Annotated in this window: 9 protein-coding genes and 1 pseudogene; 5 read left to right on the top strand and 5 right to left on the bottom strand. The window is 67.5% G+C overall.

The window, feature by feature from the left end; all coding sequences use genetic code 11:
• Positions 1 to 3 precede the first annotated feature (3 nt).
• The 5 genes and pseudogenes from ACFWTC_RS34530 to ACFWTC_RS34510 all read right to left on the bottom strand — a co-directional run bounded on the left by ACFWTC_RS34530 (position 4) and on the right by ACFWTC_RS34510 (position 9,320).
• Positions 4 to 546 (bottom strand): SMI1/KNR4 family protein, encoded by a 543-nt coding sequence (locus ACFWTC_RS34530; RefSeq protein WP_383927331.1) that lies wholly within the window; start codon positions 544 to 546, stop codon positions 4 to 6.
• Positions 547 to 571: 25 nt separating this feature from the next.
• On the bottom strand, positions 572 to 5,155 hold the full coding sequence (locus tag ACFWTC_RS34525; protein WP_384029893.1) for a DUF6531 domain-containing protein: 4,584 nt from the start codon (positions 5,153 to 5,155) through the stop codon (positions 572 to 574).
• Positions 5,156 to 5,358: 203 nt separating this feature from the next.
• Positions 5,359 to 7,758 carry a 2OG-Fe(II) oxygenase gene (locus ACFWTC_RS34520; RefSeq protein WP_384029895.1) on the bottom strand — a complete coding sequence of 800 codons (2,400 nt, stop codon included), beginning with the start codon at positions 7,756 to 7,758 and terminating at the stop codon, positions 5,359 to 5,361.
• A gap of 591 nt (positions 7,759 to 8,349) precedes the next feature.
• A pseudogene (locus ACFWTC_RS34515) lies at positions 8,350 to 8,820 on the bottom strand (IS4 family transposase); the annotation flags it as partial.
• Between the two features lie 278 nt (positions 8,821 to 9,098).
• Positions 9,099 to 9,320 carry a hypothetical protein gene (locus ACFWTC_RS34510; protein ID WP_383932253.1) on the bottom strand — a complete coding sequence of 74 codons (222 nt, stop codon included), beginning with the start codon at positions 9,318 to 9,320 and terminating at the stop codon, positions 9,099 to 9,101.
• Between the two features lie 203 nt (positions 9,321 to 9,523).
• Between ACFWTC_RS34510 and ACFWTC_RS34505 the strand changes: the two genes are divergently transcribed.
• From ACFWTC_RS34505 to ACFWTC_RS34485, 5 genes are all read left to right on the top strand, one after another.
• Complete coding sequence (locus tag ACFWTC_RS34505) at positions 9,524 to 9,895, top strand: hypothetical protein (protein WP_384029897.1); 372 nt, start codon at positions 9,524 to 9,526, stop codon at positions 9,893 to 9,895.
• On the top strand, positions 9,895 to 10,572 hold the full coding sequence (locus ACFWTC_RS34500) for a polymorphic toxin type 27 domain-containing protein (RefSeq protein ID WP_384029899.1): 678 nt from the start codon (positions 9,895 to 9,897) through the stop codon (positions 10,570 to 10,572). Before ACFWTC_RS34505 ends, ACFWTC_RS34500 begins: the two co-directional genes overlap by 1 nt.
• An 86-nt stretch (positions 10,573 to 10,658) precedes the next feature.
• On the top strand, positions 10,659 to 11,417 hold the full coding sequence (locus ACFWTC_RS34495) for a DUF6193 family natural product biosynthesis protein (RefSeq protein WP_384029901.1): 759 nt from the start codon (positions 10,659 to 10,661) through the stop codon (positions 11,415 to 11,417).
• A 217-nt stretch (positions 11,418 to 11,634) separates the two neighbouring features.
• Complete coding sequence (locus tag ACFWTC_RS34490) at positions 11,635 to 12,309, top strand: hypothetical protein (RefSeq protein ID WP_383932261.1); 675 nt, start codon at positions 11,635 to 11,637, stop codon at positions 12,307 to 12,309.
• Between the two features lie 60 nt (positions 12,310 to 12,369).
• The gene (locus ACFWTC_RS34485; protein WP_384029903.1) at positions 12,370 to 12,582 is read left to right on the top strand and encodes a transposase domain-containing protein; all 213 of its coding nucleotides are present in this window, start codon (positions 12,370 to 12,372) and stop codon (positions 12,580 to 12,582) included.
• Positions 12,583 to 12,670 lie beyond the last annotated feature (88 nt).

Genomic DNA, 12,670 nt, shown 5'->3' with positions numbered 1-12,670 from the left:
AACTCACAAGAAGCTGGAGCTGGACCGGAACTCGTGCGGTTCCTCCGTCGGGAAGTCGTAGAACATATCGGACTCGGTGTCGCCGGTGAGGAGGATGGACCGCAAGAACTCGGAACACGACTGGGCGTGAAACTCCCATTCCCGGCCGCGTCCCTCCTTGATCAGGACGGTCCACTGGTCGGGTTCCTGGCCAGGGCGGGCCAGCCAGTACAGGCAGTCACCGTTCTCAGTCACGGCCCAGGCGATGGTGCGGGATCCTGCCTCTTCGAGTTCGGCGGGCTTGGGCTCTCCGCCCTTCCAGAGCCCTTGTTGTGCTGCGACGCGGTCGTGGTTCTCCGTAAGCAGGTCGTAATACTTGTTGGGGCAGTCCGGCTCCAGTACCCAGATGGCGTCGTCGAAGAGACCACCGCCGTAGAAGTTGACGAGCTGCTTGTAGTCGCTCGGCAGGATCGTGCCGAGCTCCTCTTCAACACGCGCCCAGTTGTGGGCCCGGGGGGCATCCGACGGTGGGATGGCTTGGACCAGGTGGGCGATGGCAGGGTTCACGGCCGCTCCTTCAGCTTGGGTTCCGCTATCTTTTGGGTAGGTTAAGGATAGTGATGACGTCGGATTTGAAGTCCTGGCCTTCGTAGGGCCGGAATTGGAATCCCCGGCTCCCGTTGACCTCAAGGGTGAGGCCTACGGGAATTAGATCCGTCGCATTATTTGTCCGGTAGATCGGGGTGACGGTGTATTCGATCGTCTCACCTCGGTCGACGGCGTCACGGATTTGGTTCTCGATGTGGACCATCACCGGCGTATTGGCGTACGCGTGCATGGTGACGAAGTTCCGGGGATCCTTGTTGGAACCGCCGATTTGTGCGCCGAGCAGGTGGGTCCTGTTGTATCCCTTGCCACTTTCCCAACCCGCCACCCCACCCCTCACTCTCGGCCTGGTCTTACCGCCGGTCATGTGCGGCCGGATGGATACGTGCATCGTGCCGGCGCGGCCCCCAGGTCCGGTGCTGTAACTGACGAGGCCGCCCCACGTGAGGTCGTTTTCGTCGCACGGTGTAAGTCCGAGAGGGTCGGAGAGCGTATGGGGGTTGTCGACATACGTGGCCGGGTTGGGCGCCGGGTCCAGGCCCAGAGGGTCGAGAGTGAGGTAGCGGGCCGTTTCCGGGTCGTAGTGCCGGAAGTAGTTGTGGTGGAGCTCGGTCTCGGCATCGAAGTACTGACCCGGGAAGCGCAGGGGAGTGTAAGCAGTGGCGTCCCGGTTCCAGACGGTGGTGCCCCACAGGGTGCTGCGGCTGTGCCAGGCGATGTGGCCGCTCTCGTCGACGAGTTCGGTGGGGGTGCCGATCTGGTCGGTGACGATGCCGAAGAAGCGCTGGTCGATGACGTCCTGTGGAGCACTGGCCAGGGACTTGCTTTCGACCTGGGCCAACGGCTTGTAGCCGTCGTGGTCCCAGGTGAGGCTCAGTTCCGCCGGGTTTCCAGCGACCCGGGTGGTCTGCTCGGCGAGGGTGGTTCCGTCCCATGCGAACAGGGTCTCTTCGGCGATGCCCGTGCCGTCGGGTGACAAGCGCTGCTTGGCGATGCGCCGGCCGAGCGGGTCGTACCGGTAGCGCCAGCGGGTGCCATCGGGGGTGGTCACCCCAGTCAGGCGGTCCTCGGCGTCCCAGGTATAACGCCAGGTGTCCGGCTTGCGCGAAAGGCGGGGCTTCTGGCGCAGGACGGCGCGGCCCTGTGCGTCGTACTCGTAGCGGACGGCTCCGGCGCGGGTGATGCGGGTACCGATGTAGCTGCGCTCGCCTCGCGCCTCGGCGGCGGGCAGGGCGTCCGGCCAGGAGGCGTGGGTCTGATTGCCTGCCTCGTCGTAGGCGTAGCGCTCGCTCCACCCGGCTGCGTCGACGGCGGTGACCCGTCCCGTGGTGTCCAGGGTGAACGAGCGACGGCCTGCCCGCTGGTCGGTGACGGCCGTCAGCCGCCCTCCGGGGCCGTAGGTGTACTCGCGCTTCTGGAGAGGGAGCGGTGAACCCGGAGAGGTGAGGATCTGTGCGTCCGGTCGCCCGGCGGGGTCCCAGGAGTGGGTCAGGGTGAAGACATCGGCCAGGGTGCGCTCGATTTCGCGGCCGACGGGGCTGTGTGTGAAGGCGAACGTGCGCCCGGCGGCAGTGAGCGTGGCCCGGTGGCCGGCGGTGTCGTAGGTGTAGGCCGTGACGCTGCCGGAGGGTGTGGTGCGGCCTGTGCGGCGGCCCGCGGCGTCGCACGTGGTGGCCACGGTCCGGCCGTCGATGCTCTCGCTTACGACGCGGCCGACCGCGTCGTAGGAGTACTCGAGGACAGAGTCTTGGCCGACGGCCTGGAGCAGGCGTCCGCAGGGGTCGTGGGCGTAGCGCACCGGGTGGCCCGCGACGGTCTTCTCTACCAGGTTTCCGACATCGTCGTAGCTGTAGAGGGTGTTCTGCCCCATGGCGTTGACTCGGGTGGAGAGCAGGCCGGTGGGGTCGTACGCGTAGCTGATCGTGCGGCCGTCGAAGTCGGTCTCGGAGACCAGCTGTCCGGCTGCATCGTACGTGTAGGTCCAGGTCAGGCCCTGGGGGTTCGTGACCGTGGTCAGGCGGAGCTCGGAGTCGTGGCCGAACGTGAAGCGGATCCCGTTCGGCGTCGTGCGAGCCGCGGGGAGGTCGAAGTGGGTGTATTCGCTGGCGGTGACCTGCCCGGAGGCGTTGGTGTGGGCGGTGCAGTTGCCCTCGCCGTCGTAGGCCCATCGCTCGGTGTCTCCGCTGGGGCCGGTGCGGGAGGTCTGGAGGCCTTCGACCGACCAGGTTAGGTATGTGGTGCTGCCGAGCGGGTCGGTGAGGGTGGCCAGGCGGCCGAAGGGGTCGTAGGTATGGGTCGTCACCGATTCGGCGGGGTCGGTGAGAGTGGCGACCAGCCCTGCCGGGGTGCGGCCGATACGGACGGTCTGGCCGAGTGGGTCGGTGACGGCGGTGAGGGCGCCGCGCCCGTTGCAGGCGTACGTGGTGGTGGCGCCTGCCGGGTCGGTGAGGGCGGTGCGGTTGCCGCGGTCGTCGTATGTGTGCTGCCAGGTGGCGCCGTCGGGTTCGGTGAGCGTCGCTGGTAGACCGAGGCTGTTGTACGTCGCGGTGGTGCGGTGACCGTCGGGGCGTATCAGGGCGGTCGGGCGGCCGGACTCGTCGTACTCGACGGTCGTCGTACGCCCCAGCGGGTCGGTTTGGGACAGGAGGCGGTCGTACGCGTCGTACGCGGTGTGCGTGGTGTGGCCGAGCGGGTCGGTGGTGGCGACGACCTGTAGCAGCTCGTTGAGCTGGAAGGTGGTGGTGGCGCCAGTGGCGTCGGTGTAGCGGGTGACGTGGTTCGCGGTGTCGTAGGTGAAGGAGGATGACATGTAGCCGTCCGGGCCGATGGTCTGGACGACGCGGCCGACGCTGTCGTAGACGTAGCGGAACGTTGAGCTGTTGCGGTCGGTCCACGAGGTGATGCGGTCATGGTCGTCGTAGGTGAAGGTCAGCGGTAGGCCGGAGGAATTGGTGACGGCGTTCAGATTGCCGCGCTCGTCGTAGCCGTAGGTCATGACGGTGACCGGGGCCGCCGGGGTGTGCAGCTGGAGCCTGGCGATGCGTCCGCGACTGGTGGAGACCTGGACCTGGTAGCCCCCGTCGTGGTTGACGGTCCTGGGCGCTCCATCGTCGCTGCGGGCGATGGTGATGCCGTTGCCGTTGCGGTCCTCGATCTCGGTGAGCCAGTAGGCCGGCGAGGCGCTGTACGGGCTGCCGGTGAAGTAGCGCGACGTACCGCTTTGGGGGTCGCCTATTCGCAACGTCGTCCGGGAGTCGGCTTCCTCGCTGTACGAGAGCGGCAGCCGAGGGCCTTCGAGGGGGAGGACCGGGTCGCCGCCTGCCTGCGGGAACCGGGGGTAGACGAGGAGGGATCCGTCTTCGCGGGCCCAGATCAGGCCGCCGCCGAGCGGGTCACTCTCAAGGCGCTCGTCGAGCGTGGATGCCCAGCTGCGACCGAACCAATGGCCGTAGCGGTACTCGGACAGGTGCGTCCGGATCAGGGTGAGCAGCAGCGTACCGGGGAGCGAGAGATCGGTCTGGGGCAGGTTCATCTCGCCGGTGGCGACATCGATGGGGTCGGTCTTGCACGTCTTGCCGTTGAGCGGAATGCCGTTGCGCCGCGGATCGTCCTTCGCACCACGCAGAGCGTCCGGCTTGGTGCGGATGTCCGCTTCGCTCTTGCGGTGGTCCACCCCGCTGCCGGGGACGCCCGGGCCTTTGCGGCCTCCGCCGGAACCGTTCTTCTTCAGGCGGTTGAAGCTGTCGTGGATGGCGTCGTCGTTCTTCTTATGGCCGGTGGATATAAGTTTTACGGCCTTGGGGAGAGTGGTGCCGACGTGGTCGCCCATCGCTTTGGTGGCTTTGACGAGGGCTGCCATGGCCTTGTCGGCTGCCGGGGCGATGGCTTGGGCGATGGAGTCGCGGCCTCGGGTGCGGCCGTGGTGGGACTTGGCCTTGGTCAAATGCGATGTTGTCTTGCCGTGCATCGTGGTGCTGACGTTGCTCAGGCTGATGCCGGCGCGGGTGTGCTCGGAGTGTTCGATGTGGAGGTCGACCAGGCCGGTGCCACCGCCGGGGCCGCTGCCGGCGGAGGCTAGGTGCAAAGCCTCCTTGCCGGACTGGACACCGTCGTTGAAGCCGTCCTTGGCGGCGTTCTTGGTCTGGTCAAGGTCGACGCCGTCCTGGAAGCCGAGGGCCATCGAGCCGAGCTGCACGACGAGGTCGGCGGCCATGCCCTCCAGGGCGGCGACGGCCGGTTCGGTCATCGCGGCGACGATGTAGCCGACGGCTTCCTCGACGCATTCCTTGATCAGGCGCTTGATGACTTCCTGGTCCACCACCCGCTTGCGGCCGCCGCCGACCCGACGCACCCGTCCCAAGGGGGCCTCGCCAGAGTCCAGTTCGGTGACGCCCAGCGACACCGTGCCCTCGCGCACACCGGCTGCCCGGGCGACCAACCTGATCCCGCCATGACCAAACGCCCGGGCCTCGGCCGCCATCAGCAGACGACGCTGACGCTCATCCAGATGCGGGAACAACACCATGAACTTCGCCGCCAACGCCGCCGCTATCTCTTCCGCCGCTTCCATACCACACCAACGACCAACAAACCGGGAAGCTACGGGTTAATTCTCTGCAAGCCCTAACTCCGTGGTCTTGGGTCAAGGCCCATCCAACCGCACCGCACGACCGACACCTCACACCCTCACGGACCGTCACATCACGGCAGCCACCGCCACGCTCCGATTACCCGCCTTACCCGCTGAATGATTGCGTACGAATGTGTCACCTCTCAGCCGCGCGACCGGGGCCACTTGTACCGCAGCCACGCCAGGTCGGTCTCGGCTCGGGTGCGGGTCGCCTGTTCGCGGGTGAAGACGGCGTCCGTCTTGGTCAGGACCAGGACGTAGGGGCGTCCCTGGCGCCGGGTGGTGTGAGAGACGGGCAGGCCGGCCTGGTCGATGCGGCTGTGGAGGTGGCGGCGTCCGTCCTTCGCGAGCGGCCACTCCATGACGTGGCGGGTACGGGAGGTGAGGAAGACGTCCAAGTCGGGGCAGAGTCCGCAGCCAGTCCGACATGTCCCAGCCGGGGTAAGGGACCAGTCGTCGGCCGCGCGCACGGGGCGGGCGAGGGCCGCGGTGAGCCGGTCCTCGCAGTGGTCGGCGAGGGTCTGGAAGGCGCGGGCGGCGGGTGCGCCGTCGCGTATGGTCGTCGGCCGGTGGGCCGCGGTGCGCAGGGCGGGGAGCAGGCATTCCAGGGCGGTGTCCGGCAGGCCGCGCAGTGTGGCGGCGATGGTGGCGGCGGTCTCGGGCCCTGCCGCCTGCAGGACGCGGGCCAGTGATGCGCCGAGCCGCTCCATGCCTGTGCGGCGCTCCGTCTCGCAGCCTACGCCGAGCCAGCTGGTGAGCTGCTGCTCGACTGCTTGCCAGGCACCCTCGGCCAGCGGCGAGGCCATCGCGTCCCCATCGCCGTCGGCGGCCCGCAGCGCGGTGCACAGGCCGGGCAGCAATTCGAGCCACGCCGCGCGGTCTGCCCCGGTGTGCGCGCCAACCGTGCCGAACCAGCCGCTGACGGCCCCGCGGGCCCACGTCCGTCCGTACCACGCGGCCGCTGCCGCGAGACCCGGGGCGTGCCGCTCGCCCAGGGTCTCCACCCCGAAGGGCGCGAGGAGCATCGTGGCAGTGTCCCCTTCCCGCAGTCCCACCGCGACGGGCAGGGCCGCGGCGAAGAGCGCCGCGGCCGCCTCGCCCGAACCGTGGTGCTTCCAGAACGGGGCGAGCGACCGGGCGAGCGTGCGCGCCCGGTCGAGGTCCCCGGCATCCAGGTGGCTCTGAAGTTCCCGCAGCGCGCCCTCGGAGCTGGCCTCGGCGCGGGCCGTGAACGAACGCTGCCGGGGCCACAGGACCACGGCGGCCCGCCGGTACCAGCGGTCGAGGGTGTTGCCGTAGTTGCCCATGTAGCCCTCGTACTCGGACTGGTAGGGCGTCAGGTCCTTGTTCTCGGTGGTGGCGCACACCTCGGCGTACGCGACGGGCAGGTTGATCTGCTCGCCGCCGGTGCCGTCCGGGCGGGTCCACCAGCTCAGCGTGATCTCGTCGTCGATCAGGTCGTTCAGTTCGTAGTTGGTGAAGTCGCCGCTGCGGCGGCGCTCGGCACCAGGTTCCCCGTCGGGGTCCAGGAGGCATTCACCCCCGCACTCCTCGTCCTCGCAGTCGTCGTAGTGCTCGACCTCGCCGTAGTAGTCGTAGCGGTCGTACGGCGCATGCGCGTCCCAGGTCTCCTTCACCTCAGCCAACGCGAGGACCGCTTCGCAGTCCGCCTCTGCGGCGGCCTGGCGGAGAAGGGCGGTGCGTGTGGTGTCGGCGCCCTTGAGACGGTCCCAGTCCAGGCTGCGCTGGGTGTACTCATGGTCGAGGAGGTACACGAGGCGGTTCGGGGGCGCGGCCTTCTGGCGGCCGTAGGCGTAGCGCTCTTCGGCCGGCTCGGTGAAGTGTTCGGTCAGGCAGTGGGCCAGGTCGGCGACCGGGCCCCCGTCGTCCCCGCCGGCCGGGAGGATGCGTTCGGCGAGGAGGTTCATGGTGAGGGTGACACGGTAGCCGGACTTGACGGGCTTGACTTCGTGCAGGCAGTCCGCGTAGAAAGCAGCGAAGGTCAGCTTCTCCCGGGACGCCTGGTGGACGACGCTGCGGCCGGAGTGTGAGACGACGAGTTCGCCGCCGGTGTGGTGCGAGGGCAGCGAGACGACCAGGGTGCCCACCATGGAGTCGTCCTTCTCGGAGTCCTGGTGTGGCAGGAAGAACTGGCCCTTGCCGTAGACGAGCAGTGCGTGCGGCTCGGCACGTAGGACGATGGCGGGCGGCAGACCGAGCGCGGCACGGACACCGTCGAGGACGCCCTCCAGGGTGCGGTCCCAGTCGGTGCCGCCGAGCGTGATGCGGTCCGGGGTGATCTCCCAGGTGTCTCGGACGCTGGTGTCGGACAGAGTCTGCTCGCCGCGGCCGAAGGATGCCTGCCGGGCCTGCGCGATCAGTTTCTTGGTCACCGGGGAACGCAGCGGCAGCGGCAGCTCCCCCACCCCGTCGACCTCGATACGCAGCGCGCGGGCCGACATCTCGATCCGGGTGCTGAAGTCCCCACGCCGCTGTACGTCGTCGAGCAGCTCCGCCAGCTGCTTCCGCGCTCCGTGTCCCATACTGTTTCGTCCCCAGAGGTGCAGCCTGCCGTATGGCCTGTCCCGGAAACTTTAACGCCGCGGTGACTGGATAGAGGTGCCTCTGGTCGGAGGCACGCGTGGTCTCCGACCAGAGACACCTGTCCAGTCACAGTCACGGTAGGGCCCGCTGCCGATGAGTGTGTCGAGTCTGCGAAGTCTGATGGTGATGCTCGCGGTGTACTGATCCGCGCCGAGGATCGCAGCGAGTTCCGTACCGGCTCCTTCCAGCTCGCCGCTCGCCAGGTATGCGGTGGCCAGGTCAAGATGAGCGGCGTGCAGGTCTCCGGGGGACCGGTCACCCTCAGCCCCCGCCTGGTACAGCTCCACCGCGTAGTTGGACGCGACCATCGCCCGCCGGACCTGTTGGGCTGGACGTTCTCCTTGCGTAGGGCCGTCACTTCCTCACGCTCGGCCGTGGTCAGCGCATCACCGCGTTCGCCCGCGTCGGCTTCGGCCTGGCGGATGCCGAGATCCTCGGCCATGCGACGGATCACGGGTTTCGGCTCAGCGGTCTGGTACATCCGTAACGCACGCTCGCTCAACTCCAGCGGTACTTCCAAGACCACGGAGTTATGGCTTGTCAGCCGCTGTCAACAGGGGTGGTGGGCTTGAGGCGGTTGGGGTAGTCCACTCGGGTTCGAGGGTGTAGAGACCCTGACCGATGCGGCGGAGGATTCCTTCGCGGACCCAGCGTCCCAGTTCCGCGCGTAGTCCTTGGGCGTCGTCCAGTCCGATACCGCGGGCGATTTCACAGGCGCGCCGGGAGTGACAGGGATCGGTTCGCAGGAGTTGCAGCGTGCGGTCACGGCGTCCGTCGGGGCCGGGGCCGGCGCAGGGGTGCACGGTGACACTGATGCTGGTGATCCTGGAGGCACCGAGGACTTGTGCCTGGTGGGGCGGGGCGGCGTAGCGGGAGATGGGGCATTTGACGCGGCGCGGGTTGACGCGGGCTCGGCGGGGTGGGAGCAGATCGTGCAGCAGGGCCGGTGTGATTCGTCCCGGTCCAGTTTCGGGCAGTACGTCGGCGGCGGCGACGAGCTGGTCCACTTCGCGCTCGCGGTGGCGAACGGGGCGCTGAAGATGGGCCAGGAGCAGGTCGCCTCGGCGCAGGCCAACGCGGCGGAGGCCCTCAAAGCGGCGGAAGCCGCCGAGGCAGCGGCGAACCGGGCGAACGCCCAGGTGGCCCCGGCCTTCAAGGCAGCCGCGGCGGCCGCCCGCTCCACGGCGGAGGCCGCGCGTTCCTCGGCCGCCGCGATGGCCTCGGCGGCTCAGGCGGTGCAGGACGGTACGAAGGCCCGGGCGGCTGCGACCCGCGCCCATCAGGCGGACGCGCAGGCCCAGACCGACGCTCGGCAGGCTCGCCAGTCCGCGAACGCCGCGTTCGCGGACGCGGCGGCGGCCCGCAACGCCGCCACCCAGGCCGAGGCCGAGGCGCAGCGCGCCCGTACTGCGGCCACCCAGGCGGAGAACCAGGCCGTGGCTGCGGCCGCCGCGGCCACCCAGGCCGAGAGGGAGGCGAGCACGGCCCAGGCCGCCGCCACTCAGGCGGAGAAGGACGCCGCCGACGCCGCCACACTCGCCGAATCCGCAGGAGCACGCCAAGTCCGCGGAGACCGCGGCCGCCAACGCCGCCCAGTACGCCCGCGAGGCGGAAACCGCCGCGAAGAAGGCCGAGGAGTACCAGCGCGAGCTGAAGCGCAAGGAACGCGAGGAGGCCGCCAAGTCCCGGCAGTTCGATCCCGCCGTGGACGATCAGGTGCAGAAGGCGCTCGCGGAGGCCGGGATCTCCCCCGAGGAGTTCCGGGAAATGCAGGCCTTCGCGGAGAAGGACCTCATCGACTACCTGCTGGAGAACGGCGGGGAGATCCTCGTCGAGCTCTTCCTGGAGGACATCAAGGCCTGCATTGACGACCCCGACATCCCGACATGCCTGTGGTCCATCGTCCAGAACCTCGGCCCGGCCAAGGCCCTCAAGATCGCAAGCAAGATCCCCAGGATCGCCAAGGCCATCGCCGGACTCAGCGACTTCCTCGACAAGACCGCGGCAGCGCGCAAGAACCTGAAGAAGTACGAGGAGACGCTGGAGAGGATCAAGGCGGCGGCCTCCTGCCTGTGATGGGCATCGCAGGCAAGGGCAAGAAGCCGAGCGCCCAGCGCGTCAGCACGGCCGCGCCGGGAGCCGGCGCCAAGGCCCACGGGTGGAAGTCCCTTCAGCCGGCCGGCGGCCTCGCCGTCAACGATCGCGCATATGCCGTGCCGGCCGGCGCCCTGGCGCTGCCGGCGCGCGACCCGAAGAAGGAGGGCTGCCTTCTCGCCGACAACGACGAACTCGTTCTCGGCATCAACGGACCCGGCAGCGGAGACGAACTGGCCGCGGCCCTCAAGAAGGCGACGGGCAAGGAGTTCTTCACACTGAACGGCGGGCCGTGGGGCGCCACGAGTACGGCCGACCCCAACAAGCCGCTGTGGATGGTCGCGGTCGAAGAGGCTGCGGCCAAACGGACCGTCAAGCTCACGATCTCGCTGGACGGGCTGGAGAAGGCTGACGGCACCAGGTTCGAATCCGCTGAGGAGGCTCTGCGGTACACCGTGGCGCGAGGCCGGACCTACACGACCCCGCAGCTGGCCCGACAGCGGGGGAACCAGACCGCTTGGGAACTGGCGACCATCGTCAAGGCTGCGGTGCTGAACGAAACACGTGACCTGAAGGACATCACCTGGTACTGGAAGGGACAGAAGATGAACACCCCGCCGGACTTTGACTGGAGGGCCACCTTCAGCATCGACAAGTAGACGCGAAGTACCTCTCCCGCCGGGGCAGCCTGATCGTGCTGCCCCGGCGGGCACCACCCACCGCTTCGGACAACCACGGATGAACCATGCACTCTGAGCCCGCCGACCCGCACGCCGCACTGGACACCCGTACCTACCCCGAGCTCGCCGCGGACGCCGGTGACCCCCTCGTCGGCCTCGGCCGGATCGCCGGCGCCGAAGGCGTCACGCTGGCTCCGAGCCGGCGCTGGGGACCCTGGGATGCCTCGCAGGAGTCGATCTCCGTCGTCGTGGAAAGCGACCGCGGCACCTGCTACGTCGAATTCGAACGCCCCCGGCACGTCATCAGGGTCGAGTTCACCCTGCCCTGGATCAGCTACGCCCTTACGGGTACGGTCCCCACACTTGGTGACACCGTTGCCCTGCTCGATGCCTGGCACCAGCGCCTGCCGCTGGAGGAGATGGGCCGGCAATGGCCGGCGCTCACCGTCCTGCCCTTCGCCCTGGCGTTCGAGCAGGGGCGTGCCATCCCTTACCAGTGGCAGGAGATCCGCTCGCTGCCCGAGCGCCTGATCGACCAGCGACTCGTCGAGGCGGCTTACGCGGCACCGCGGCTGAGGGCGCTGTTCCCGATCGTCTCCCATGGGACCCTGATCTTCAGCGACACCCCCATCCCGCCCCACTCCGTCCACTTCCCCCGGGCCACACCGTACGGCGAGCGGGGATGGCTCGTGGAAAGCCAGGTGGAGTCCGCATCCGGCCACCTCGCGGCGTCCACGGCCGAAGAGGCCGTCGACTGCCTCATCCGGCTGCTGCCCGGAGCCGGAGCCGGAGGCGGGCGCGGTCCAGCCGAAGAGGACCGCTGAACCCGACCTCCACCCTCGACGGATCACTCGACCTGCCACGGCCGTTCTTCGAATGATTTACAGTCCCCGAAGAAACCGCCTGGGCCCACCACGCCCAACCTGCATCAGCTTGACCTCAAACACGATGAGATGTCTGACAAGCCGAAGTCAGTAATTGTGCTGGCCAAATGGAGCACACAGCAGACCGACGACTCCGATCTCAGTGGAGAGTAGAAGTGTGAACGGCACGGATGAGAGGGAGACGGAGCCTCGAAGATCGCGATTCGACAGTGTGCACACCTGGGCGGCCACGCTAGCCGCTGTTGTTGCGCTTGCTTTCTCGATCTACAACTTCATTGAACTCCAACAGAAGCCCAGGATCGATGTGACACTTCCTCACCTGTTGCGCACCGGACCGGTAGGCACCGGAACCGCGTTCCAGATTCAGCCGACGGTGTCCACCAGGTTCAAGACCCAGGATGTCGAGGTGATTCGTGATGCACATCTGCAACTGACTCCCGTCGGCTCGATCTCGTCTTCAAAGAAGCCAATCTTCTACTGGCACGAAACTGGAACATATGTATACGATTTCGCTTCAGACCAGGTCAACTATCACTGGACCAGCGATCCCGCCCCATTCATCGTCAGTCAGGACAAACCTCAGCAGCCCACGCTCGTGTTTTGGACCGACAACTGGACCTTCCAACCTGGCCAGTACGAGGGATCACTCCAGTTGAGCCGGTCAGAGAATCACAGTCCTTTGACCAAGAAGTTTTGTCTGATTGTTTCAAGGAAAGCCGTCAATGAAATCCGCGGTGCAGAGCAACGGCAGATCTTCTTTTTCCGCGATGACCTGCCAAAATTCCACTCCTCTCGCAAATCTCCAGACTGCTACCGGAGGGAGACGGATTAACCTCAATACCAGTGACTTAAGGATCTCGGCTGGTAGGGTGCCTGTTCAGGAGGTGCCTGGATGCCACGCCCTGGACAGGTCAAGCCGGAAACGGATGAGCGGGTGTCTGATCGGATCGCGATCGGACTGCTGACGCGCACGTTCCCACCAGAGCTTGTGGATCGGGTTGTGGAGGAGTGCGGGAAGTCCGGGAAGCGCAATCGATTGCTGCCACCCCGTGTGGTGGTCTACTTCGTCTTGGCCATGTGTCTGTTCTCCGGTCAGGGCTATTGATCAGAAACTCAAAGGGTTCTCGTCCAGGACGTAGCGGACGTGTGGGCCGCCGAAGTAGCCGCGGACGATGTGTGGTTGACGCTGGCGT

The sequence above is a fragment of the Streptomyces sp. NPDC058619 genome, from assembly GCF_042717785.1.
Taxonomy (GTDB): domain Bacteria; phylum Actinomycetota; class Actinomycetes; order Streptomycetales; family Streptomycetaceae; genus Streptomyces.
This window is presented reverse-complemented; position numbering and strand designations above follow the sequence as displayed.

What these genes read in the sequence shown, in the direction of transcription:
- ACFWTC_RS34500 (WP_384029899.1), top strand. Translation starts at nt 9,895, where the DNA reads ATGGGCATCGCAGGCAAGGGCAAGAAGCCGAGCGCCCAGCGCGTCAGC.
- ACFWTC_RS34485 (WP_384029903.1), top strand. Translation starts at nt 12,370, where the DNA reads ATGCCACGCCCTGGACAGGTCAAGCCGGAAACGGATGAGCGGGTGTCT.
- ACFWTC_RS34495 (WP_384029901.1), top strand. Translation starts at nt 10,659, where the DNA reads ATGCACTCTGAGCCCGCCGACCCGCACGCCGCACTGGACACCCGTACC.
- ACFWTC_RS34520 (WP_384029895.1), bottom strand. Translation starts at nt 7,758, where the DNA reads ATGGGACACGGAGCGCGGAAGCAGCTGGCGGAGCTGCTCGACGACGTA.
- ACFWTC_RS34525 (WP_384029893.1), bottom strand. Translation starts at nt 5,155, where the DNA reads ATGGAAGCGGCGGAAGAGATAGCGGCGGCGTTGGCGGCGAAGTTCATG.